This is a genomic window from Bradyrhizobium sp. CAR08, from assembly GCF_052871955.1.
Window position 1 is genome coordinate 289565 of sequence record NZ_JBIXJX010000008.1, and the last position, 23250, is coordinate 312814.

Here is a 23250-nt window from a genome sequence, read left to right on the forward strand (position 1 = left end):
CGGTCATGGGGACCAAAGAGGGTTGACTGAGATGAGGATGATTCTGGCGGTTGCCGCGGTGCTCTATTCAGCTTCCGCTTTCGCGCAAGCCGACAAGCCACCAATGATCGGAGACAAGCCGTTGGTGCAGGTCAAGTCCAAAGGGACCAAGGCGGGCACCAAGGAGGCTGCGGCCAAGCCGGCTGCCGCGCCGAAGGGCAAGCCACAATCCATCGCGGCGCGGCTGCAGGCTTGCCTGGACCTCGATGACGGCACCAAGGACCGGCTCAATTGCTACGACGCCGTGATCCCGCCGACGCCAAAGCCGAAGCCGGCCAAGGCCAAGGGCTACGCCGATTGCCGTTTCTTCAAGGAAGAGGACGAGCGGCTGGCCTGCTTCAACGGCTTTGCCGAAAGCATTCCGAAGCTGCCAAAGACCTGAGGCAGATCAGGGCCTGCGACAGTTACAGGCCCACCTAGCCAATACCGACGGCGCAATATCGCGGGCTTACCGGCTCGACGGGGATGGATTGGTGGAGGCCACGCGCGTGAGCGCGAGTGATGGCGTTGCCGACATCTTCACCAGGACGTCCTTGAGCGGGTCCCGCGTCCACGCTCGGGTCACATAGTCACGATGCGTGATGCCGTCCCCGGTTTCGACGAACACCACGCTGCCCGGACGCAAGGGGCCGTCCATGTCTTCGGAGACGGTTATGCCTTTCTGCCGCAGCGTGCTCATCAGTTCGCGGTCGCGCCGCGCGGTGTAGCGGGTGTAGGAGCTAACGAAGAAGCCGGAGCGGTGGCTCTCGATCCATGAGGCGAACTTGTCCATCTCGCCATAGACGGCGTCGAGCAACACGACGCCGCGGACACGGTCACTGATACCACCAACCTCGAGGCTCCAGGCCGTCGGCAGGAAGCCGCCGCTGTAGCCGACGATCACGATCGGCATGTTGGCGAAGGCGCGGCCGCTGTTGGGATCGCCGGTGAGGCGGGCGAGATGGTTCGCCGACTCGTCGATGAAGCGCTTGAGGCCGCCAGCCTGCCAGAATTTTCCTGCGCTGGAATCGGCGGCATCGACCGCCATCTGCGGTGCGAGCAGGATGGCATTGGCGCCGGAATCGGTGATCTGTTGCGGCACCAGCTGCCGGTCGCGCACGTCGCGCTCCAGCGTCGCGCCATTGCCGTGGAAGAACACCACGATCACGCCTGGCTTCCGCACGTCGAAATGTTCGGGCACGTGCATCAGGACGCGGTTATCGTTGTAAGTCTCGTCCTGCCAGAATACGCGCCCGGAATAGCTGCGGTGGCCGCGGCGGTCGCCCTTGGAGATGTTGAGGAAGGGCGCGTCGGAGGCGGGGTTGTTGCCGAAATAGGGGAAAGCTGACGATTTCATGCTGACGAGCGTCGTCAGGTCCTCACGTGGCGGACGCTGGTAGGGGGCCTGCGGCGCGAGCGAAGCGACCTTGTAGGGCGCCTGCTCCGGCTGCGGCTGCACGGTGCGCTTGGGTGAGAAGTCCGACATCTGCCGTTGCAGAAAACCCTCGCTCGCGGATGGGAAGCGCTCCCTGAACTGGGGGGCCGGGAATCGATCCTCGAACGTGTCGTTGCTTGCGACTTGCTGGTTTGTCTTCGCGACGACCTGGACGTTGGCTGGGACGTTGCCTTGGACGTTGGCCTGTGAGTTTGCCGCGAGCGCTGCCGGATTAGGCGCCTTGCCGCATTGAACCAGCGTCAGCGACAACGGCACCAAAGCTGAGATCAGAGCGATCCGAAGCGCACGACCGCGTGCGCCGGACGTGGTCCGGTCAGCGCGGATGTCAGCTCTCGGCTTCGGAACGGCCCCGACCATTCACCCATGACCCCAAGTCATGACCACAAGTCCATCGGCAATCATTAAGGCAATTGAGCCGATGGGCGTTTAGGCGACGTTAAGTGTCCGGAGAAACTTCCCCACATCCGGAACGCTCAAAGGGACCACGCAATCGTGTCGTGATTGTGGGGGGAGGGAGACGGGATGTCCCGGTGTTTACGACGCTTTATTGCCCGCATCGTGCATTGATGGTGCTGCAGTACCGATTTGGCCCCGCCTCATTTAACCCTTGTTAACCCTGCTTGAATTGACTGGACCGAGCTGCACGATGCTTCCCACGAGGCGTGACGCCTGAGGTTGAGGACGGCGATGACGGCATCAGATGCGGGTACTGCACCCTGGACCGGCCGGCTGACCGGAAGCGGGTCGGGGGTCTCCGTTCTGGTCGCAACCGCCATCGTCGTGGCCGACATGATCGGGGTCGGCGTCTTCACCAGCCTCGGCTTCCAGGTCAAGGACATTCCCTCGGGCTTCTCGATCCTCTTGCTTTGGACGGTCGGCGGCATCGTCGCGCTGTGCGGGGTGTTCTCCTACAGCGAGCTCGGTGCCATGTTTCCGCGCTCGAGCGGCGAATACAATTTCCTCGGCCGTGCCTATCATCCCGCCTTCGGCTTTCTCGCCGGCTGGGTGTCGGCGACGGTTGGCTTTGCAGCGCCCGTCGCGCTCGCCGCGATGGCCTTCGGCGAATACGCCAAATCGGTCGTGCCCGGTGTGCCGCCGATCCCGCTTGCCATCGGCGTGGTGTGGCTGGTCTCGCTCGTGCAACTGACCGGAGTCAGGCACTCCTCGACCTTCCAGTTGATCTCGACCATCCTGAAGGTCGTGCTGATCGTTGCCTTCCTGGTTGCCGGCTTCATCGTCGGCGAGCCGCAGCCGATCGCCTTCACGCCGCAGGCGGGCGATCTCGCGCATATCGTCAGCGCGCCTTTCGCGATCGGGCTCGTATTCGTGATGTATTCGTTCTCGGGCTGGAATGCCGCGACCTACATCATCGGCGAGATGAACATGCCGCAGCGGGACCTGCCGCGCGCGCTGCTCGCGGGCACGCTGATCGTGCTCGTGCTGTACGTCGCGCTGAATGCGGTGTTTCTGCATTCCACGCCGGTCAGCGCGCTCGCGGGACAGCTCGACGTTGCCAGCGTTGCCGGCAGCGCGATCTTCGGCAATCTCGGCGGCCGGATCGTCGGCGCGATGATCTGTTTCGGCCTGATCTCCTCGATCAGCGCGATGATGTGGATCGGCCCGCGCGTGATGATGACGATGGGGGAGGATATTCCGGCGCTGCGCGTGTTCTCGCGGAGATCGGTGCGCGGCGCGCCGGCCTATGCCATCCTGTTTCAGCTCGCCGTCGCCAATTTGCTGCTGTTCACGCGCAGCTTCGAGGCCGTGCTCGACTTCATCCAGTTCGCGCTGCTGTTCTGCTCGTTCTTCACGGTCGCCGGCGTCATCAAGCTGCGCATCACGGATCCCGATTTGCCGCGGCCCTATCGTGCCTGGGGATACCCGTTCACGCCGCTCGTGTTCCTGCTCGTGACCGCGTTGATGATGTACTATTTATTGACTGAGCGGCCGGTGCAATCGCTATCGGGGATGCTCGTCATGGTCTCGGGCCTGTTGATTTATGCTGTTTTCCGCAGGCGGCCGGTCGCCGCTGGCACGTCACACAATCGCGAATAGACATGTTTCGACCCATGAGAATTGCGGCCGTGGCTCTCGCCTTGCTGGCTGCGGCCGTCTCGTCCGCACGTGCTGCCGAGGCAACCTTCGACGACACCGCGCGCTTCCTCGCGGGCATGCAGCCTTCGGCGGATTCGCCGCTGGTGCCGCTCACAAAGGACTCGGGTTGGCAACGCCACGCGAGATTCTTCGACAGTGCCTTCGCCCAGCTCGAGGAGCGCCAGCTCGCGAAGATCCGCAACTGGGCCGACGTCAATTTGGCGGCGCCCAGGCCGACCATGTTTTATTGGTTCAGCGGCCCCGACTTCCTCTACGCCAACGCCTTCTATCCCAAGGCCAGCACTTACGTGCTTGGCGCGCTGGAGCCGGTCGGTGCGGTGGCTGACCTGGCGCGATTGCCGCGCAGTTCGGTCGGCGCCGCGCTCTATAATGTCGAGCGCTCGCTCGGCTCGATCCTGAGTTTTTCCTTCTTCATCACCAAGCAAATGAAGGTCGACCTGCACACCAACCAGGTCAACGGCACCTTGCCGATCCTCTACGTCTTCCTCGTCCGCTCCGGCAAGATCATCCGCAATGTCGAGATGGTCGCACTCGACGACAAGGGCGGCGTGCATGTCGGCAACGACAATCCAGGACCGAACGCGACGCGCGGCGCCCGCATCACCTTTGCGGGCCCCGACGGCGAGGCGCGCACGCTGTATTATTTCTCGACCGATCTCTCCAATTCAGGTGCACGCGCGGCAGGATTCCTGAAGTTCTGCGAGACGCTCGGACCCGGCAACAGCCTGATCAAGAGTGCGTCCTATCTGCTGCACTCCGGCAATTTCACCGTGGCGCGCGACTGGTTGCTCGCCAACAGCGCGACCATCGTCCAGGACGATTCCGGCATTCCGCTTTCGAGCTACAATTCGCGGCAATGGCGGTTCTTCCCGTTCGGCCGCTATCTCGGACCGATCAGCGAATTTCCCGGCCGCTACCAGGAACGCTACGCCGCGCTGTTCACGCGCGCCCAGCCGATCGATTTCGGCGTCGGCTACCGCTGGCGGATGCACGAGTCGAACTTGCTGCTGGCGGTGAAGGTGCCGGGAAGCGAGACGGCGCCGGGGGCGGAGACCACCTCGTCCGCCGAGCCGTCGCCGAAACCGCTGCGTCCGAAGCGGCCACGTCCGCCTGAGCCGGTCCCGCCGCCACCCGGACGCTTTTTCTGGTCCCGCTAATTACCAGTGCACGCTCTGGCTCGGCACGATGAACGCCGTTGTGCTAGGCGGCGTGGCAAGACTCGTCTCCAGATACCAGCCGGAACCGACCACGAGCAGCAGCAGGGCGATGATGGCGAGCATGTCGAGGGTTCTGGGATCGTGGCCTCGCGAACCACCCCGGGAATCCGGTCCAAGTCTGACGTGAAAATGAGGGCTGATTTTCCAGCGCATTGTTGTTTCCTCCCGCGGGAGCATCACAGCAACGCGAGGAGAGAGTTTCGGTTCCACTCAAGGTAGCGACACCTGAGGCGCCGCATCATGCTCAGGATGCGTTGACGCCGCGCCAGCGGCCGTAGCGCCAGGGCAAGTACCAGCGCGCGCCCTGTGGTGCGGTGAGGGGCACGTTGTCGATGCCCGAGGTGCCGAAAGGGTTGCAGCGGAGCAGGCGCGCGAGCGTCATCCAGCCGCCGGCCCACAGCCCGAACCGTTCGATTGCCTCGTCGCCATAGGTGGAGCAGGTCGGCAGGTGCCGGCAATTGTAGCCAACCAGCGGCGAGAGCGTGTGGCGGTAGAGCCAGATCAGCGCGCGGGCGAATCTGCGTGGAAGCCGGAGCGCGCCCGCGACGGGATTGGAACAGTGCTCGCAGGCTGATTGCTTCATGGGCGCTTTGCTGAGATCGTGGGCGAGGTTTTGCGCGGTTCCGGTGCAGGGAACTGTAAGCTGTTGTTTGTACGTCATATTTTGCGTGCTTTTTGGGAGCAGTGCAGCAAATGCCTATGGACGAGCTGTATTCCCCCGGATACCATTTTTGTGACGTCCATGTGAGACTCATTGGAATGTCGGAACGGGGCTTGGCTGAGTCGGCTCGCCGTAAGGCTTGGGCTAAGGCTTGGGACTTGGGGAAGGGACCAGTTTGAAACTTCTGAAGGCGCTCAATCTTCGCGGCTGGTTGCTGGTAGGAATCGCCGCTTGTGGAGTCGTGCTGGCTGGTGCCGTCGCGATGCTCGGGTCGTCTGCCCGGGCCGGTGCTGCCCTCGAAGAGCGCAAGCTGCCGATGAAGTTCAATTGGGTCGCCTGCGAGCCGAATTGCCGCGGTTGGGTCAGTGCAGTCGGCATCATCACCGCCGATACGCCCCGGGACTTCGAAGAGTTTTCCCGCGGGCGCCAGCTCGGCGGCGCCACCGTGGTGCTGGATTCCAGCGGCGGTTCCGTCAACGACGCGATCACGCTCGGCCGGCGCTTCCGCAATCTCGGACTTCTGACCACGGTCGGCATTAGCGTTCAGAACCGCGGCGGGCAGTCGGCCCGTCCGGCAGTCGCGCCGGAGGCCTATTGCGAATCCATGTGCGTGTTCCTGCTGTTGGCGGGCAAGAAGCGCTACGTGCCGGAAGCGGCCCATGTCCGGGTTCACCAGATCTGGATGGGCGATCGCGCCGACGATGCCAAGGCGGCGAGCTACAGCGCGCAGGACCTGATGATCGTGGAGCGCGACATCGGCCGGCTTGCCAAATACACGTTCGACATGGGCGGTGCCGGCGATCTGCTGTCGCTCGCGCTCAGCGTCCCGCCCTGGGAAGATCTGCATCAGCTCGATGCAGGCGAGCTCAAGCTGACCAATCTCGTGACGACGGATCTCGTGGCCGACGTGCTGCCGCATGTCGACATCTCCGCGCCGGCAATGGCGGAGCTTGCACCGAAGACCCAGGCGAGGTTCGGTGCGGAACCGGAGCAGCCTGCGAAGTCGACCAAGACGGCGGAAGCCCTGGTGCCCACGGGCGGCGTGGCCACGCCGGTTGCGGCGTCGCAGAAGTAGCCTCGAATCTCTGATCTATTTCCGGGTCGAGCGACGAGCCCGGATCAGCCTCCGGAATCAGCCTTGCGCCGCAGCCGGCTGCTTCGCCTTCGCCTCGATCTGGCCGATGGCATCGACCACGGCATCGAAGGTCAGGAGCGTCGAGGCGTGGCGCGCCTTGTAGTCGCGGACCGGCTCGAGGAACTTGATCTCTTCCCATTTGCCTTCAGGAGGCGCGCCGTTCTCCTTCAGCATCTTGCGAACAGTTTCGCGTAACTCACGGAGTTCGCTCGCAGTCGATCCGACGATCTGACTTGCCATGATGGAGGAAGAAGCTTGTCCCAGCGCGCAGGCCTTCACGTCATGGGCGAAGTCAGTGACCTTCTCGCCCTCCATCTTGAGGTCGACCTTGACGGTCGACCCGCACAGCTTGGAATGGGCGGTGGCAGTGGCATCGGGATTCGGCAACCGCCCGAGCCGCGGAATATTCCCGGCCAGTTCGATGATGCGCTTGTTATAAATGTCGTTCAGCATGTGATGGAGTCCAGCAGGACCGGCCTTGGCGTGCGCCGTCCACGGCCTTATATAGGGTCGGAACTGGCGGAAAAACAGTCCAGCGCTGCAGCAGTGGTGTGATCCAAAACCCTGCTGCCGACGTTACGGCTTGCAGACTTTTCGCCGAAACTGTTCTCTCAGGCGTCCGGCGGTTCGCCGCCCCGTCTGCCGGTGACACTCCGGCCGCAAGGCCGTCGAACGGAGTCGACATGGACGCTACCATCAAATCCATCCGCCCCAACAAGCCCTCCGATCGGCAGCCCGAGAGCCGTCCGGCGGAGCTTGATCCTTCCGAATTCCTCGCCGCCGCCGTCCGCGCCGACCAGCCGCGCCCGGCGCGCGCCGAGGCCGAGCAGGCGGTGAAGACACTGCTCGCCTATATCGGCGAGAATACCAACCGCGAGGGACTGCTCGACACGCCGCGCCGCGTGGTCGAGGCTTTCGACGAACTCTATCAGGGCTACCACCAGTGTCCGGCCGAGGTGCTCGATCGCACCTTCGGCGAGACCGCCGGCTATGACGACTTCGTCCTTGTACGTGACATCGAGTTTACCTCGCAATGCGAGCATCACATGATGCCGTTCTACGGCAAGGCGCACATCGCCTATACGCCGGTGGAACGTGTGGTCGGCCTGTCGAAGCTTGCGCGCCTCACCGACATCTTCGCCCGCCGGCTCCAGACCCAGGAGCACATGACCGCGCAGATCGCGGCAGCGATCGACGAGATCCTCAAGCCGCGCGGCGTTGCCGTGCTGATCGAGGCCGAGCATACCTGCATGTCGGTGCGCGGCGTCGCCAAGCATGGTGCCTCCACCTTCACCAGCCGCTTCACCGGCATGTTCCGCGACAATCCGGCGGAACAGGCTCGTTTTCTGTCCCTGGTGCGAGGCCTGCAGCGCTGACCTCGCGAATAGACCGGCGAGGGCGTTGTGTCCGCTCACTCCCATGAAACCGAGGAAGGTCTCGCCTTCCTTCCGAGATTCGATGCGGCCGGGCTCGTCACGGTCGTGGCGACCGAATTTGCCACCGGCGACGTGCTGATGGTCGCGCACATGAATGACGAGGCGCTGCGCAAGACCATCGCGACCGGCGAAGCCTGGTACTTCAGCCGCTCGCGCAATGCCTTGTGGCGAAAAGGTGAGACCTCAGGTCAGACCCAGCGCGTGCTCGAGATCCGCACCGATTGCGATCAGGATGCGGTCTGGCTGCGCGTCGAGCAGATCGGCGCTGCGTGTCACACCGGCCGCCGGTCCTGCTTCTACCGCAAGGTCGAGGCCGAAGACGGCGGCGCCAGGCTCGTCTTTGTCGATGCGGACAAGCTGTTCGATCCGGACGCGGTGTACAAGAAGTAGTCCTGCCGTCATGCGGAGCGCGGCGCTGGCGGCCCGAATTTACCCCGCATTAACCATATCTGTCCCACGGTGAGACGACAGGGCGTCGAATTGCCGGCGCGCCTCAACGCCATGCGGGCGGACACTTCATCATGTCGGTCGACAATTCCAGTGTCTCACAGGCGGCGGTCCTTGATCCGTCGCGCGCACGCGTCGCCAGTGCGATCAAGCAGGCCTCGAACGTAGGTGGCGTCAGCTTCCAGTACATGCTGACCACCGCCAAGATGGAATCGGATTTCGATCCCACGGCGGGGGCGACTACGTCATCCGCGCATGGGCTCTACCAGTTCATCGACCAGACCTGGCTTGGCACGGTGAAGGAAGCGGGCACCCAGCTCGGCTATGGCAACTATTCGGACGCCATCACCAGGACGTCGTCGGGCACCTACACCGTCGATGATCCCGCGATGAAGCGGTCGATCATGAAGCTGCGCGACGATCCGGAGGCCGCCTCCAGCATGGCGGCTGCGCTGACGCAGTCGAACAGCTTCAAGCTCACTGGCCTGCTCGGCCGCAGGCCGTCCGACAGCGAACTCTACATGGCGCATTTCATGGGCGTCGGCGGCGCCGCGAAACTGATCGCCAATGCCGAGGACAATCCGCAAGCGGTTGGCGCGCGGTTGTTTCCTAACGCGGCGTCCGCCAATCGCTCGATCTTCTACGCCAAGGACGGCCGCGCGCGCAGCATCTCCGAGGTCTATTCCGTGCTGGATGCACGCTACGCCGGCGCGGCAAATTCGAAAACCACCCGCAGCGCGATGTCGATGTATGGCGGCACGCCGTCGACCACGCAGGTCGCGAGCGCCAACGGCGTACAGCCTGCCGCGCCGCTGATCGACAATGCCGCGTATCTCCAGACCTTTCCGAACACACGCGCGGTGATGCCGGTCAGCGCGACAGCGCCAACGACGGCCGCGGACAATGCACCGATCACGCCGGTGTTTCGCTCGATCTATCAGCCCGGCGACACCACCCAGCCGGTCTCGACGACCGTGCAGAAATTGTGGGGCAACAATGCCTCGCTCACCTCGGTCGCACCCGCGACCTCGGTCCCATCGGCAACGCCCGACGTCCGGCCGCCCCAGCCACTTGATCTGTTCAGCGATCGCAGCGGCACGTTCTCAAGCTAATACGCACTCCCGTGTCTCGGACACGTCGCAGCGTGAACGCTGCTGCGCAAGGTCCGGTGCGTGAACGGGCCGCCTTTGTTCCCTTAACAAAACGTCAATAAAACCAGCCAGTTATGGTGAACGCTTTGTTAAGCGTCGTGGTTTATTTTGTGTTGCAGGTGACAAGCCGTCACCGCTTCGTCTTCGTTGCGTAAGCCGGAAGCACCATGATCGTTCGGCAGTTCATCAATTGGATCAGGACGGCGCCCGCCGGCGAGCGGGCCGAGGCGACGCGGGCACTGGCCCGGGCCTGGTTGATCTCAGACCTTTCCCATGACGACCGTATTGCCGCTGAAGGCGCGCTTCTGATGCTGCTCGACGATCCCTCGCCGCTGGTGCGGCAGGCGATGGCCGAGGCGTTCGCGCGCAGTACCGAAGCGCCGGCGTCGATCGTGCGGGCGCTGTCGGCGGACCAGCCGACCGTCGCGCTGCCCGTGCTCGAACATTCTCCGCTGCTGATCGACGCCGATCTCGTCGACATCGTCGCGACCGGCAATGACGAGGTGCAGTGCGCGGTCGCGCGCCGCATCGCGCTGCCGGTATCGGTCTGCGCCGCCATTGCCGAAGTCGGCTGCGCGGCGGCAGCGCTCGAGCTGATCGAAAATCCTCATGCCGAGCTTGCGCCGTTCTCCTGGGATCGCATCGTCGAGCGTCACGGCCATCTCGCCGCGATCCGCGAGGCGATGCTGGTGCTGGAGGATCTGCCGTCTGCCACGCGCGCCGCGCTGGTGGCCAAACTCTCGGAGACGCTGGCCCAATTCGTCGTAGCCCGGAACTGGCTGACTGCCGACCGCGCCGAGCGCATCGCGACCGAGGCGCGCGACCGCTCCACCATGAACATTGCGGCGCGCTCCCGCGGCGAAGACATGGAAGGGCTTGTTCGGCACCTGCGCATCACCGGCCAGCTCACCGCGGGTCTCATTCTGCGCGCGCTGCTGTCGAGCAATCTCGACCTGTTCGATGCGGCGCTGGCTGAGCTTGCCGAGCTGCCGCTGGCGCGCGTGTCCGCGCTGCTGCACGATCGCGGCGGCAACAGCCTGCACGCGCTGCTCCGCCGCGCCGGGCTTCCCGAGGCGACGTTTGCAGCCTTCCAGGTCGCGCTCGATGCCTGCCACGAGCAGGGCTTCGTCGACAGCGACGACAATGCAGCGAGGCTGCGCCGCCGCATGGTCGAGCGCGTGCTCACCCATTGCGAGACCGACCGCGGCGCGACCGAGCCGCTGATGGTCCTGCTCCGCCGCTTCGCCACCGAATCCGCGCGCGAAGAGGCAAGGCTGTTCTGCGACGAGCTGGTCGCGGACGAGACGGTTGATCCGGTCTATGACGATCTGATTGCGGCGTAACGAGACGCTGTAGGGTGGGCAAAAGGCGCATTGCGCCGTGCCCACCGTCTCTCCGCACAATCCATGTCGATTGGTGGGCACGCTTCGCTTTGCCCACCCTACAACACCTCGCGAACGGCGAAGCTACCCCGCCGGCGCGATACTCGGTGCCAGGATCACCTCGAGATGCTCGCGGCGATCGCGGTTGGCGTCGGCGAGATAGTCGTCGGCGACCTTGCGCAGGCGCCGGCTGAGTTCGGCGGAGACGCTGATGCTGTCGAGCTTGGTGTTCCCGTGCACGATGGCAAGGATGGCGTTGATGTGGTGCGTGAACAGCTCGGCCGGTACCTTTTCGAGATCGGGCGCGTGCTCGATGACGCGGCACAGGCTCTCGGCTACGCCCGCTGCCGCCGGATAGCCGAAAGTCGCGGCATCGCCCTTGATGTCGTGCGCGGCGCGAAACAACTCGTCGCGCCTGTCCTTGCTGAAGCCGTCGTGCCGGATGGCGACGTAGGCGGCCGACAGTCGGTTGATCTCGGTCGCCATCCAGTCCTTGAACTCGCCAGCAAGGCCCGCGAGCGCCTGTTCGGCGCGGCCGATCGGATCGTCCATGTCTTTGTCTTCGACGCGGCGCAGGACCGACCGCAGCGGGTTGGGCTGCGTGATGATTTGATGCGTGGCGAAGGCCGTGATCTCGATGTCTCTTGCGCTGTTCTTCGCCATGATATCGGCCTCGATCGTGAGAGACGTTGCGCTAGATGGAGGAGCGGGCCTTGTCGAGCAGCGAGGGCTGCTGCAGCACCTCGTGCTTTTCGCCGACGCGGCGCTCGGGGCCCATATAGGCTGAGTTGATGTTGCGGCGGCGGTCCGGGCCGAAATAGGTCTTGGTCTTGATGAAGGGGCGGGGACTGGCGACCACGTTGAGGATGCGCTGGTAGAGCCCCTTGGCCGAGATCGGCTTGGCCAGGAATTCGGTGACGCCGGCATCGCGCGCCACCGTGACGCGGCGCTTCTCGGAATGACCGGTCAGCATGATGATCGGCGCGTAGGGATTGCCCTTGGATTCCGGCTGCCGGATCATCTGCGCCAGCTCGAGCCCATCGAAGATCGGCATCGCCCAGTCGGTGATGACGATGTCAGGCACGTAATGGCTGTACATTTCCAGCGCCGTGGCGCCGTCCTCGGCCTCGTAGACTTCACGCGCGCCAAAGGAATGCAGCAGCGTGCGCAGGATGCGGCGCATGTGCGGATTGTCGTCGCAGACGAGGAAACGCAGCTTGTTGAAATCGATGCGGAACATGGAGCCCGGGCCGAAGTGGTCAACTTTCGTTAACCATATCTCGCCGGGGGTTAATGAAGGGTTGCGATCGGCAGTCCGACGAGGCGGCTCAGGAGCCGAACTGTTCGCGCAGAATGCGCTCTTCCAGGCTGTGACCGGGGTCGAACAGCATGCGCATCGAGATGGTCTTGTCGGACAGCACCTCGACGCGGCGAACATCGCGCACCTCGTCGTGGTCGGCGACCGCCGCCACGGGGCGCTTGTCGCCCTCCAGCACCTCAATCACGACATAAGCCGTGTTCGGCAGCAGCGCGCCGCGCCAGCGTCGTGGGCGGAAGGCGCTGATCGGCGTCAGCGCCAGCAGCGCGGCGTTGATCGGCAGGATCGGTCCCTGGGCGGACAGATTGTAGGCGGTCGAGCCGGCTGGCGTTGCCACCATGATGCCGTCGGCGATCAGCTCGGACATGCGCTCGCGCTCGTCGATCAGGATCCGCAGGCGCGCGGCCTGGTAGGTCTGCCGGAACAGGGCGACCTCGTTGATGGCGTGATGCAGGTGGACGCGGTCGTTGGCGTCGGTCGCGCGCATCAGGAGGGGGTGGATTTCTGATTCCTGCGCCGCCTCGAGGCGGGCTCGAAGATCGACCGTCGAGTACTCGTTCATCAGGAAGCCGACGGTGCCGCGGTGCATGCCGTAGATCGGCTTGCCCGTATGCATGTGCTGATGCAGCGTCTGGAGCATGAGCCCGTCGCCGCCGAGTGCGACCACGATGTCGGCGTCCTTCGGATCGCAATTGCCGAAGTCCCTGGTGAGCTGGCCGAAGGCGGCTTGCGCCTCGCTGCTCGGGCTGGCGACGAAGGCGATCTGGTCGTATCGCGCTGGCTTGGTCATGGTTTCCGGGCAGGGCCGCTGGCTCGAGAAAGTTCCGCCGGGCTCGTCTAACGATCTCGACCCCGATTGTCGAGGATGACCACCCTTCACAGCAGACCGGCAACTGCCCATTCCGATTTGAGGATGAAACCGGGTCGATTTGTGGCCCACCGGGCTCTTCAGGCGCCGCCGGAGCCATGATCCCCCAAACCGTCGCAATTCCGCGCTAGCCTTGCGGTCCGCACCGGTGGTCGTCGCCGGCAGGGAGAACGACCATGAATATGAATATGCCGGTGCTCCGCCGTGCGACCCTGGTGCTGGCGGTATCGGCGTTCGCGCTCGCAGGATTGGCGCGCGCCGACGATCCGCCGCAGCCGCGCGCCGAGGCGGCGGCAGCCGGACAGAAGGGCGGGCGCGGCGGCGCACAAAGCGCGTCGCAGAATGCATCGGCATCCGCCGAGCCGCACCGTCTTCCGTCGGATTCGACCACGAAGCAGACACTCGATCTTCCCGGCCGCAGCCTCAATTTCGCAGCGACCGCTGGTTCGATCCGCGTGTTCGACGGCAAGGGCGAGCCGGTGGCGGACATCGCCTATACATCCTATGAGCTCGACGGCGCCGACCGTGCGACGCGTCCCGTGACGTTCCTGTTCAACGGCGGGCCCGGTGCGTCGTCGGCATGGCTCCAGTTCGGCGCGGCCGGGCCGTGGCGGCTGCCGCTCGATGGCGAAGCGCTGTCGCCGTCCGCCTCGCCCGAGGTGAAGCCGAACGCGGAGACCTGGCTCGATTTCACCGATCTCGTCTTCATCGACCCCGTCAGCACCGGCTACAGCCGCTTCGTCGCGAGCAGCGATGACGCGCGCAAATCGTTCTACTCCGTCGACGGCGATGTCAATTCGATCGCGTTGGTGATCCGCCGCTGGCTCGAGAAGCACGACCGGCTGACCTCGCCGAAATACGTCGCCGGCGAAAGCTATGGCGGCATTCGCGGGCCGAAGGTGGTGCGCCAGTTGCAGCTCCAGCACGGCGTCGGCGTCAGGGGATTGATCCTGGTGTCGCCGCTCCTGGACTTCCGCGAATTCACCGGCACCAGCCTCCTGCAATATGTCGCGACGCTGCCGAGCTATGTGGCGGTGGCGCGCGAGGCGAAAGGCCCGGTCAAGCGCGCCGATCTCGCCGACGTCGAGGCCTACGCGCGCGGCGAATTCCTGGCCGACCTCGTCAAGGGCGAGGCGGACAAGGAGGCGACCAATCGTCTTGCCGACAAGGTCGCCGAGCTCACCGGCATCGACCAGGCGGTGAGCCGTCGGCTTGCCGGCCGCTTCGACGTCGGCGAATTCCGCCGCGAATTCGACCGCAAGAACGGCAAGGTGACGGGGCGCTATGATGGCTCGGTACGCGGCCTTGATCCCTATCCGGATTCGAGCAGCTCGCGGTTCGGTGATCCCTCGGGCGATGCGCTGCAGGCGCCGCTGACGAGTGCGGCGGTTGACCTGCTGACACACAAGCTCAACTGGCGGCCCGACGGCTCCTACGAGGTGTTGAACGGCGCCGTCGAGGGTCATTGGGATTTCGGCCGCGGCATCAATCCGCCGCAATCAGTCTCCGAGCTGCGCCAGATCCTTGCCACGGATGCGAAGCTGAACGTGCTGGTCGCGCACGGCCTGTTCGATCTCGCCACCCCCTATTTCGGATCGAAGCGGGTGCTCGACCAGTTGCCGGCCTTCGCAACGCAGCGGGTCAAGTTCGTGGTCTATCCCGGCGGCCACATGTTCTATTCGCGCGACGGCTCGCGGCAGGCTCTTCGGAGCGAAGTCGAGACTCTCATTCGGGAGTAGGCCGTCGCGTGCGCGGCTTGTATCTTCGTCCGATCTCACGCGCCACGACGGCCGCAGGCTTGATGTTGGCGCCCGCGATCCAGACGTCACTGACCTTGCCGCGCTTGTCGCGGACGCGGCGCACCGGCTCGCCGTGGCTGGAGTAACCGGCGGCCCAGGCGAGCTTGCCGGTGTCGCGGCCGGTGACCTCGATCTCGGCGGCGTCCATGAACGGGTTGTTGAACTGGGGATTGGCGACCAGCACGCGGTTGCCGACCGGCACGAGGTCGTTCGCGCCCCAGATCGTCCACCAACGGCCGGTCCAGTCGCGCACGCGGCGGTCGGGTGCACCACGGGACTGGAAGACGCGCAGGATCTGCATCGCGCCGTCCATCCAGAACGGGGCCGCGCCGTCGATGGAGTTGCTGAGGATGCTGATCGCGAGCTCGCAAGCGGGGATGGAGCAGGTCCTGGAGATGTAACCTTGAAAGCCGCCGCCATGGCCCAACCAATCCCAGCCGTCGGTTTTGCCGGCGTTGACGCCGAGGCCGTAATAGGCCTCGAAGCTTTGCGGCACGCGCCAATGGTTTCGCGTCATCTCGCGGCGGCTTGCGACCGATAGCACGCTCTTTTTCGCATTGGGCGCGAGCTGCGCGTAGAAGCGGGCGGTATCGGCGGCGGTCGCGATGAAGCCGGCGGCGGAGGCCATCGCGTGCGCGGGATTGTCGCCGGGGATCACGCATCGCTCTCCGTACGGCAGCTTGCGAGTGTGGCCGCGCGCGAACGACGCGCCCTTGGGAAGCGGCGCGTCCGGCTCGGTCTCGCGCAGGCCCGCAGGTTCGATGATCTCGCGCTTGATCCAGACCGGGTAGGGCTCCTTCGTCACGGCCTCGATGACGAGACCGATCAGCCCAAAGCCGTGATTGGAATATTTGAAGCGTGTGCCCGGCTCGATTGCGGTCGGCCGCTTCAATTCCGCGAGCAGCTCGCTCGCGTTGAGATAGGGACGGCTGTCGATGAACTGGCCGGAATCGGCGCCGTCGCGCGTCAGTCCCGCGCTGTGCGAGAGCACTTGCGCAATCGTCGTTTCGGCGACGCGCGGATGCAGGCCGGCGACATGTTGGCCGATGGAATCGTCGAGCCGGAGCTTGCGCTGCTCGCGCAGCTTCATGATGCCGGCCGAGGTAAAGCTCTTCGAGTGCGAGGCGATGCGGAAGCGGTGGCGCGGGGTGAGCTTCTCGCCGGTGTCGAGATTGGCGAGGCCGAACGCATGCTCGGCAACCACCTCGCCGCGATGGACGAAGGCGACCATGACGCCCGGCTGGTGGATTGTGGTGTGCTGGAATTCGATCCAGGAGCCGATGTAGTCGATCGCGGATCGCAGCCACTTGTCCATTGCGCACCGATTTACCAGGAGAGTGTTTGATGCGAGAGGCTAACCGAGAACGCAGAACGGGCACAACCCTGAGGTTGTGCCCGTTCGTCCCATTCGGAGATGCGATGTTCTGTTCTTAATAGACCAGCGTCGCTCCGGTCGGCTTGTCGAGCGCGGCGGCGAGCGAGCGATATTCGGAGCTGTCGGTGCCGGCGAGCGAGGCGAGCTTGTTCAGGTGATACTGCGCCTGCTCGCGGTTGCCCTGCTCGAGCTGCCAGAGGCCATAATACTGCCAGGTGCGGACGTGGTTCGGATCGTCCTTCAGCGCGAGCTCGTAATAGACCTTCGACGACTGGTAGTCGCCGAGCTTGCGATAGGAGTAGCCGATCAGATTGGCGACGTCGGCGACGTCGTCGCGCTTGAGCGACTTCAGCTGGCCGATCGCGCCGGTGTAGTCGTGATTGTCATAGATCGTGGTGTAGGCGGTGCGATAGGCAGCAAGGAATTTCGGATCGCTGACTGAGGAGCTCTTCTTCTTGCCCTTCTTGGTCGAGGTGTCGGATTTCGGTGGCGAGGAGGGCTCGTCGCTGCCCGCGGCATAGGCGCTGGTCAGCACCGGCGCCGCTGCCAACGACACGGCCACAAGTCCCGGCACAAGAAGCATTGAGAGTTTGCGCATATAAGTTCTCCGGTATGGAACGTGGCGATCCTACACGATTGCCAAAAGACCGGAACACCCATCAGGCAAAAACATTCCCGGCATCCTGGCCTAGCGCGGATGACAAACTTGTCATCCAGATGAACGGGAGCCTGCTGTGGGCTTCAGATTGGGTTCAGTGCGAGCCTCCTAGGCTCCAACCTACGATCAAAGGGTTGGCGAGAGGGCGCCCGCCTCAAGATCCTTCCAAGAGGAGACCAACCATGTTGAAGACCATTTCCGCAGCCTTGCTCGCAGCCTCCGTGATCGCAGCCCCGGCCTTCGCAGCCGAGACCACCACGACCACGCCGGTGATCAAGGCAGACCAGAGCCAGACCAAGGTGTCGACCACCGCCGCGAAACCCGATGCCGGCCTCAAGGCCAACGCCAAGGCTTCGGACGTCAAGGCTTCGGACGTCAAGGCTTCGGACGTCAAGGCCGATGCCAAGGTGGACACCAAGTCGAAGGCGATGAACGCCAACGCCGCCGTCACACCGGACGAGCACAAGACCGTGCGCAAGCATCGCCACCACCACCACAAGCATCTGTCAGCGAAGAAGTCGCTGAAGACGCAGCCGGACGTGACCAAGCCGGCGACGATGGAGAAGCGCAGCTAACGACTGAGCCTGCGCGGCGGCGTCCTAGCATTGCCCCGGCCGCCGCGTGAGGAATTCAGGCCCGGCCCGTTCGTCACGCCTTGCGCGAAAGCTCGAGGTGCTGGCGGCGGGCCGGTATGACCATGCTGAAGCCCGCGAGCAACGTCCCAGATTTGGCGGCCGCAAACAAAACCTCGAAAACAACCCCATGCACAGTAGCGGGTCGTAGATAAATCAATGGTTTAAGGGGTGGCGTATTTGCGGATTTTACGAATCCGTTTGACTCGTCGGGCAAAGCACCTGTAGACATGCATCATTGCAACCTTGGGGCTGGAACGTCTCCGAGACTGATCGAGCGGAGAGCGTAAGCGGTGCGGCGACTAGCGGAACGCGCAGTGAGCTTGGCGTTGATGCTGGCACTGCCGCTGGCGCTCACGGGATGTTTCGGCAGCGATGGTGACCGTCCAACCCTGATGGAGGGGACCCAGGCCGGAGGTCCACAACCGTTCCCGGATAATTTCCGTGGCGACACGCTGGCCTTGATGCGCAGCTATCTGAACAATCCCGTCGGCGTGCGTGACGCCAGCATGGCCGAGCCGGCGCAGCGCGAGGTCGGAGGCCGCCAGTTCTACGTCAGTTGCCTGCACTTCACCCCACGCGAGACCGACGGCACCTACAAGGCCATGAGGGAGCGCGCCGTGATCTTCGTCAACGGCCGGGCGGACCGCGTCGTCGATCGCGCCAGCGAGCTGTGCGCGGGCGCGGTTTACGTACCCTTTCCGGAACTTGAAAAGATGACGCGGTAGCGCAAAGCCCACCTTCATCGCTTGGTGATAGACAAAGCCCGCCGGAGCTGCCGGATCACATTTCGGGGAGCTTTGAACGGGGTGGTTTCGCGTTGCGACTAATCGTTACGGAATGTTTTGTTTCCGACGGAAAAAACCGTCGGCACGCGCCTGTCGGACGGAACAAAATCGCGCTGTTGCCGCTCCGTCACAGTAACGAACGATCAACGTTCCGGCATCGCCTCGAAGCAACCCAATTCACGCCACGTTGTTTCCTGAGTGTCGAATTGAAAGAACGGGGATAATCATGAAGAGGATTTTGCTGGGCGCGGTTGCCCTGCTTGCGCTGGCTGCGCCGGCTGCCGCAGCCGACATGCAGGCGCGCACCTACACCAAGGCTCCGGCCTACACGCCGCCGCAGGTGATCTACAACTGGACCGGCTTCTACATCGGTGGCCATGTCGGCGGCGCCTTTGCCGGCGACAGCAGCTTCCAGTCGAGCGACGCGCGCTTCCTCGGCGGTGTTCAGGGCGGCTTCGACTACCAGTTCGCGCCCAATTGGGTCATGGGTGTCGAGGCCCAGTATTCCTGGCTGCCGACCAACAACGGCGGCGCTACGTTCCCGCTGGGCACGCAGGTGACCTCCAATACCGACCAGCTCGGCTCGGTGACCGGTCGCATCGGCTACACCTGGGGACCGGCGCTGCTTTACGCCAAGGGCGGTTATGCCTGGCGCAATGGCGGTCTTGGCGTCAATGTCGCCGGCGTCCCGCAGCCCTTCACCGCCACCGGCAACAGCAAGGACGGCTATACCGTTGGCGCTGGCCTCGAATACATGTTCGCGCCGAACTGGTCGGCCAAGGCCGAGTACCAATATTACAACTTCGGCAACACGACGATCACCTCCGGTCCGGCTGACGTCGTCGGCGTCCGCGGCCGGGAGGACGAGCATACCGTCAAGGTCGGCGTGAATTACCGCTTCGGCTGGGGCGGTCCGGCAGCCTCGCGCTACTGACGCGCCACCAGCGACCCACGACCTGACAAAGGCCGGCTCTCGCCGGCCTTTCGTTTGCCCAGCCCTCGTTCGCAAGTCCTTTGTTTGCATCGCGTCAACCATCTGGCGCGTCATTTGCAGGCAAACGTTCTGGCGGGCGCTTTCTCACGCGCGTCATGGAGCTCGGGTAAAGCAAAAATAATTTTTGCAGCTTACGGAACTCGCGCGCCGCAACGCGTTATATGACAATTACCGGGCTGGTGGGACGACGGACATGCGTATCTTGGTGTCGGCTGTGGTGCTCTCGTGCTTCGTCAGTTTGCCGTGCGCTGCCCAAACAATCCTCAAATCCGAGCCTCTGATGCTGGCACCCTACGAGGTGGCCTTCGTCAAGGACGCCTCGTGCTCCTCCGGTAAGGTGCTGAAGGTCACCGGCGCGATCCGTGGGCTGCATCGCCGGAAGGCCTGCGTGGCTCTGGCGGGCGAGCAGGCGTCACTGGCCACCGCGACCCCCTAGTCGTCCGTTAAGAAGGCGAATTGAGCGGGGCTGGACCGGCCAGCACGCGGCATAGTCGGACCAGGAACAGGCACAAGAGTTCTCTGAGCCAGGCTAGGATGCGGCGGAAGTTGTGGCCGACGGCTGAGAGGATGACGTTGGCGGCGTCTCCGGCACGGCCTTTGAGGTAGCAGCGACCGAGGTGACCTTCGGTCTTCATGTGGCCGATGATGGGCTCGATGGCGGAGCGGCGGCGCAGCTCGCGCTTGATGACGCCGAAGACGCCGCGCTTTTGGCCGGAGATGAAGATGCGACGTGGATTTTGAGCATCGTGGCCGCGGTATCCCTTGTCGACATAGGCCCGCTCGATCGGACATCCGGTGAGCGTCTCGGTCCGGTCGATGACGTTCCGCAGGGTATGACCGTCGTAGGGATTTTCGGGCAGCGAGCTGGCATGCAGTACGAACAGGCCGCCGGGAGCTCGGCGATTGTTGGTGACGATGGAGGCCTTCACGCCGAACTCGTAAGGGGCTGAGGCCTTGCCTTTGCCGATGCACTCCACCTCCGGGGCATGAAAGGAATAGAGCTTCCAGCCGCGCTGGCGCTGCTGCTGGGAGCGGATCTGGCTGGCTCGGCCAAGCGGAAGGGCGAATGCCTCCTCGAGGGCTGGCTGGCCCTCGATCTTGCGACGGACGTCGCGGATGATCCGGCCCAGCCGGCTGCGCAGGATACGCAACTGCCGCTGATGCCGCCCGAACTGTTTGGCATGGGCGTAGCGGCCCGCCATCATCGCAGCGGCCTTGGCCACACGAGAATAGGATTGCCGCAGCCTGACGGCGTGCCTTCTCGCCAGGCGGTTGAGGCCCTGGATGGCCGCATGAAGCAGCTTGGCGTCGGTCGGGAAGGTGATGGCCTTCGGCTGCACCGTGGTGTCGACGGTGACGCGCTTGAGGTCCTGGCTGCGTAAGGCGCCGGCTTCGTGCGCCACCCGCAGGCTCTCGGCCAGCAGCAGCTCCAGCTTGTCGCCGAGCCGCTTGCGCCAATGGCTCAGGTCCGAGCGTTCGTGCGGGAAAGCGTGCCGGAAAAACTCTTCGCCGGTGAAGAACTGGAAATAAGGGTCGTGGACCCAGCGCTCGCACACCCCCTCATCGGACAGCCCGTAGATATGCTTGAGCAACAACAGCCCGATCATGAAGCGGGTCTCGATCCCCGGCCGGCCGTTCTCGCTGTAGAGCGGCGCGATCTCGCCGTCGATCCTGTCCCAATCGATCTTGCCGGCAAGCAGAACCAACTCGTGCTTCAGATTGATGATCTGGTCCAGCCGCGCCCGGAACAGATCGTTCGATCCCGTCGTCTTGTGCTTCTTCGGCCGCATCGTTCCCTCCGATGCACCACAGAATCATGGGCCGCAGGGAAAGGGAATCCAAAAGCGAAATTGCAGGGTTTGGCGGCTTCAACCTCGCATTCCCTGCAATCTCAAACCGCCTCGAATCCGAAAAAGAGACTCCTGCTCAATCGCTTAGAACCTTGTTCACGGACGACCCCCTAAGCTTTTCCTGAGCTCTGGCTTCCCAGCTTCGATTCCTCTTTAGGAATTCAGCTCAAGCTCCATCCTCGCTTGGCGATCAGCCTCGGCCTTGTTCCGGGCCGGGTCCTCGCCCTGTGCGGCCCGGCACGGCTTGATCTCGTAATCGTTGTCGAGCACCCGGCGTGGCCCGGGACGGTTGTCATCCGCGGTTACGTCCACGACGAGGCCACTTCGCTGCGCGAGCCTCCAGACGTCGGACTCGTCAGGATAGGCCTTGCTGATCTGGGCATCGTTGCAGAACAGGGCGTAGGGCATTGTTCCCGCTCCTGGAAAGCGCATTAACGAATTTGACGGGGTAGGGGTTCCGCTCGCCGGTCGATCACGCGGCCGTGATCAGGGCCGTCGGGTCCTGAGTCCTTAACGAGTCCTGAATCCCGAAAAAAAGAATCCACGGGACTCATTTGGCGGAATCAGCGGATGTTTTCGGTCATGACGACGGACCTGAAAACCTCTTGCGGGCACATGCTGCTGCCCCTCACGCTGGCCCTGTTCGGCGCCTGCGCGGCCAATCTCTGGCTAGTGTGGTCCTGGCTTTAGTCCAGCGACGGGAGATCCGGCTTTACTTGTCAGCCGGTGGACGGGAGGAGGGCTCGCGGATGGCGGCCCGCAATTTGGTCAGGGTGGCCGCGCAATATTCCTCGCGCTCCCGCTCGAACCGCTCCTGATGCTTGCGGAAATTGGCGATGCGGGCCTGTATTTCGGTGCGGACGTCGTGGCTCGCCACCCGGGGCGACGGGAGAGGTAACGGCTGCGGCGGAGCGGCCTGAAGTGGCTCGGTCCCGATGACGGTGTTGACGGGGGCGATCTGCACCGACGCGGCCACTGTCGCCATCGGGATCTCCGGTGGATGCAAGTCATCCTTTTTGCCGGTTACCGATTGGACGAAAGCCATTGTCTGCGCGATCAGCGCGTCGCGTTCCGCGATCCACTTCATGGTGCACCCCTGTTGGCGCCATTCCAGCAAAGCTGGCCGGCCGAATCAAGAAGGTGTTGGGTGGGGGATTGCATATTTTTCCCGGCCGCCCGACAGTGGGGAATGGATGCTAAAGCAGACCATTCAGGCGAAGCCGAGGGCTTGAGGCTCGTCCGCGCGTTCCTATCGCTGCCGCCCGACAAACGGGCGGAGGTGATCGCGTTCGCTGAGGAGTTGGCCCGCGCCAAACGCCGTCCGGAGGAGGGCGCCGACGTCTCGCCGGCGTGAGCGCTAGCGCTCCCGCGGATTGAGGTTGGGCTCGAACGGCGCCCCGACCACCCGAACCGGCGTCGGCGTGGCCCCGTCTATTGCTACCGTTTCAGCCCGCTGCTTTGCCGGAGCCGGCCAGGGAGCCTGTTCGAACAGCGCAACAGCCCCGGCCAACGCGCTACAGCACAGCGTCACCGTGGCCAGCAGAAACATGTTTCGATTTTCTTCCCTGATCCGCATGGGTCGACAACGGCAGACGCCCTTGACCGGTTCCGTCTGACCATGCCCGGATCGCTCCCCAAACTGCCGGCGGGACGCGATCAGGACATGGCCAGGACAAATCTTCAAAGACAAATCTTCAAAACCACGGATCGAGGTCGCCTCACGGCAGCGCAGATCGAGGTTGAGAAGCAAGCCGCCCATCAGCGCAAGCGCGACATGGTCAACCTTGCCGACGGCTTTGAGCGCGCAGCCGGCGAGATCAAGACGGTGGGCGCGGCGTCCACCGAGCTTGAAGCGTCGTCCTCGACGCTGGCCAAGTGCTTTCCACGGCCAAGATGCTGGCGAGCGACAGCAACCGGCTGGGTGGCACAAACTCCGGCGGCACGGCGCCC

Annotated in this window: 27 protein-coding genes; 14 read left to right on the plus strand and 13 right to left on the minus strand. The window is 64.0% G+C overall.

The window, feature by feature from the left end; translation table 11 throughout:
- Positions 1–31 precede the first annotated feature (31 nt).
- Complete coding sequence (locus ACIPUD_RS19155; protein WP_247299745.1) at positions 32–421, plus strand: hypothetical protein; 390 nt, start codon at positions 32–34, stop codon at positions 419–421.
- A gap of 66 nt (positions 422–487) precedes the next feature.
- Here the strand turns inward: ACIPUD_RS19155 and ACIPUD_RS19160 are convergent, their stop codons facing one another.
- Complete coding sequence (locus tag ACIPUD_RS19160; RefSeq protein WP_446481328.1) at positions 488–1831, minus strand: alpha/beta hydrolase; 1344 nt, start codon at positions 1829–1831, stop codon at positions 488–490.
- 330 nt (positions 1832–2161) lie between these two features.
- On the opposite strand from ACIPUD_RS19160, the gene ACIPUD_RS19165 reads away from it, so the two are divergent.
- Positions 2162–3529, plus strand: a complete 1368-nt coding sequence (locus ACIPUD_RS19165; protein WP_446481329.1) for an APC family permease — start codon at positions 2162–2164, stop codon at positions 3527–3529.
- Between the two features lie 2 nt (positions 3530–3531).
- Positions 3532–4746, plus strand: a complete 1215-nt coding sequence (locus tag ACIPUD_RS19170) for a hypothetical protein (RefSeq protein ID WP_446481330.1) — start codon at positions 3532–3534, stop codon at positions 4744–4746.
- Here ACIPUD_RS19170 and ACIPUD_RS19175 read toward each other — a convergent pair whose 3' ends face one another.
- Together ACIPUD_RS19175 and yidD are read right to left on the minus strand one after the other, a co-directional pair.
- Positions 4747–4959 (minus strand): hypothetical protein, encoded by a 213-nt coding sequence (locus ACIPUD_RS19175; protein WP_026232939.1) that lies wholly within the window; start codon positions 4957–4959, stop codon positions 4747–4749. It abuts the gene before it with no gap.
- A 91-nt stretch (positions 4960–5050) separates the two neighbouring features.
- Positions 5051–5389, minus strand: coding sequence for a membrane protein insertion efficiency factor YidD (yidD, locus tag ACIPUD_RS19180; RefSeq protein ID WP_247299741.1), 339 nt, complete (start codon positions 5387–5389; stop codon positions 5051–5053).
- A 253-nt stretch (positions 5390–5642) separates the two neighbouring features.
- Between yidD and ACIPUD_RS19185 the strand changes: the two genes are divergently transcribed.
- Complete coding sequence (locus ACIPUD_RS19185; RefSeq protein WP_446481331.1) at positions 5643–6542, plus strand: hypothetical protein; 900 nt, start codon at positions 5643–5645, stop codon at positions 6540–6542.
- Between the two features lie 57 nt (positions 6543–6599).
- Here ACIPUD_RS19185 and ACIPUD_RS19190 read toward each other — a convergent pair whose 3' ends face one another.
- Positions 6600–7055: an iron-sulfur cluster assembly scaffold protein gene (locus tag ACIPUD_RS19190; RefSeq protein WP_446481332.1), complete on the minus strand. Its 456-nt coding sequence runs from the start codon at positions 7053–7055 to the stop codon at positions 6600–6602.
- Positions 7056–7285: 230 nt separating this feature from the next.
- Here ACIPUD_RS19190 and folE point away from each other — a divergent pair, with 230 nt between their 5' ends.
- The 4 genes from folE to ACIPUD_RS19210 all read left to right on the plus strand — a co-directional run bounded on the left by folE (position 7286) and on the right by ACIPUD_RS19210 (position 10979).
- Positions 7286–7978, plus strand: a complete 693-nt coding sequence (folE, locus tag ACIPUD_RS19195; protein ID WP_007602630.1) for a GTP cyclohydrolase I FolE — start codon at positions 7286–7288, stop codon at positions 7976–7978.
- Between the two features lie 27 nt (positions 7979–8005).
- Positions 8006–8428, plus strand: coding sequence for a phosphoribosyl-AMP cyclohydrolase (gene hisI, locus ACIPUD_RS19200; RefSeq protein ID WP_446481333.1), 423 nt, complete (start codon positions 8006–8008; stop codon positions 8426–8428).
- Positions 8429–8559: 131 nt separating this feature from the next.
- Positions 8560–9597, plus strand: coding sequence for a lytic transglycosylase domain-containing protein (locus tag ACIPUD_RS19205; RefSeq protein WP_446481334.1), 1038 nt, complete (start codon positions 8560–8562; stop codon positions 9595–9597).
- Positions 9598–9803: 206 nt separating this feature from the next.
- A complete protein-coding gene (locus ACIPUD_RS19210; protein ID WP_204511586.1) occupies positions 9804–10979 on the plus strand; it encodes a DUF2336 domain-containing protein in 1176 nt (391 codons plus the stop codon).
- Positions 10980–11102: 123 nt separating this feature from the next.
- Here ACIPUD_RS19210 and ACIPUD_RS19215 read toward each other — a convergent pair whose 3' ends face one another.
- The 3 genes from ACIPUD_RS19215 to ACIPUD_RS19225 all read right to left on the minus strand — a co-directional run bounded on the left by ACIPUD_RS19215 (position 11103) and on the right by ACIPUD_RS19225 (position 13126).
- The gene (locus ACIPUD_RS19215) at positions 11103–11681 is read right to left on the minus strand and encodes an Hpt domain-containing protein (RefSeq protein ID WP_446481335.1); all 579 of its coding nucleotides are present in this window, start codon (positions 11679–11681) and stop codon (positions 11103–11105) included.
- Positions 11682–11712: 31 nt separating this feature from the next.
- Positions 11713–12258, minus strand: coding sequence for a response regulator (locus ACIPUD_RS19220; protein WP_007611745.1), 546 nt, complete (start codon positions 12256–12258; stop codon positions 11713–11715).
- A gap of 88 nt (positions 12259–12346) precedes the next feature.
- Positions 12347–13126, minus strand: coding sequence for an NAD kinase (locus tag ACIPUD_RS19225; RefSeq protein WP_018455381.1), 780 nt, complete (start codon positions 13124–13126; stop codon positions 12347–12349).
- A gap of 254 nt (positions 13127–13380) precedes the next feature.
- Here ACIPUD_RS19225 and ACIPUD_RS19230 point away from each other — a divergent pair, with 254 nt between their 5' ends.
- Positions 13381–14943: a S10 family peptidase gene (locus tag ACIPUD_RS19230; RefSeq protein ID WP_446481336.1), complete on the plus strand. Its 1563-nt coding sequence runs from the start codon at positions 13381–13383 to the stop codon at positions 14941–14943.
- Here the strand turns inward: ACIPUD_RS19230 and ACIPUD_RS19235 are convergent.
- Positions 14930–16318, minus strand: coding sequence for a serine hydrolase domain-containing protein (locus ACIPUD_RS19235; protein ID WP_247299733.1), 1389 nt, complete (start codon positions 16316–16318; stop codon positions 14930–14932). The two genes, ACIPUD_RS19230 and ACIPUD_RS19235, sit on opposite strands and share 14 nt — an antisense overlap.
- 115 nt (positions 16319–16433) lie before the next feature.
- Positions 16434–16976, minus strand: a complete 543-nt coding sequence (locus tag ACIPUD_RS19240) for a tetratricopeptide repeat protein (protein WP_085351154.1) — start codon at positions 16974–16976, stop codon at positions 16434–16436.
- Positions 16977–17218: 242 nt separating this feature from the next.
- Here ACIPUD_RS19240 and ACIPUD_RS19245 point away from each other — a divergent pair, with 242 nt between their 5' ends.
- From ACIPUD_RS19245 to ACIPUD_RS19260, 4 genes are all read left to right on the plus strand, one after another.
- On the plus strand, positions 17219–17611 hold the full coding sequence (locus ACIPUD_RS19245) for a His-rich protein BRANT (protein WP_446481337.1): 393 nt from the start codon (positions 17219–17221) through the stop codon (positions 17609–17611).
- Between the two features lie 389 nt (positions 17612–18000).
- Positions 18001–18396, plus strand: coding sequence for a hypothetical protein (locus tag ACIPUD_RS19250; RefSeq protein ID WP_018455387.1), 396 nt, complete (start codon positions 18001–18003; stop codon positions 18394–18396).
- Between the two features lie 286 nt (positions 18397–18682).
- On the plus strand, positions 18683–19390 hold the full coding sequence (locus tag ACIPUD_RS19255) for an outer membrane protein (protein ID WP_085384994.1): 708 nt from the start codon (positions 18683–18685) through the stop codon (positions 19388–19390).
- A 253-nt stretch (positions 19391–19643) separates the two neighbouring features.
- Entirely contained in the window at positions 19644–19886 is a 243-nt protein-coding gene (locus ACIPUD_RS19260) for a hypothetical protein (RefSeq protein ID WP_018455389.1), read from the plus strand.
- Between the two features lie 7 nt (positions 19887–19893).
- Here ACIPUD_RS19260 and ACIPUD_RS19265 read toward each other — a convergent pair whose 3' ends face one another.
- The 3 genes from ACIPUD_RS19265 to ACIPUD_RS19275 form a co-directional block, all read right to left on the minus strand.
- Positions 19894–21240: an IS5 family transposase gene (locus ACIPUD_RS19265; RefSeq protein ID WP_446481338.1), complete on the minus strand. Its 1347-nt coding sequence runs from the start codon at positions 21238–21240 to the stop codon at positions 19894–19896.
- Between the two features lie 213 nt (positions 21241–21453).
- Complete coding sequence (locus ACIPUD_RS19270; protein WP_018455390.1) at positions 21454–21708, minus strand: hypothetical protein; 255 nt, start codon at positions 21706–21708, stop codon at positions 21454–21456.
- Between the two features lie 304 nt (positions 21709–22012).
- Positions 22013–22387: a hypothetical protein gene (locus ACIPUD_RS19275; protein WP_446481339.1), complete on the minus strand. Its 375-nt coding sequence runs from the start codon at positions 22385–22387 to the stop codon at positions 22013–22015.
- Positions 22388–22489: 102 nt separating this feature from the next.
- Here ACIPUD_RS19275 and ACIPUD_RS19280 point away from each other — a divergent pair, with 102 nt between their 5' ends.
- A complete protein-coding gene (locus tag ACIPUD_RS19280; protein ID WP_247453749.1) occupies positions 22490–22654 on the plus strand; it encodes a hypothetical protein in 165 nt (54 codons plus the stop codon).
- A 3-nt stretch (positions 22655–22657) separates the two neighbouring features.
- Here ACIPUD_RS19280 and ACIPUD_RS19285 read toward each other — a convergent pair whose 3' ends face one another.
- Positions 22658–23059, minus strand: coding sequence for a hypothetical protein (locus ACIPUD_RS19285; protein WP_446481340.1), 402 nt, complete (start codon positions 23057–23059; stop codon positions 22658–22660).
- Between the last annotated feature and the right edge of the window lie 191 nt (positions 23060–23250).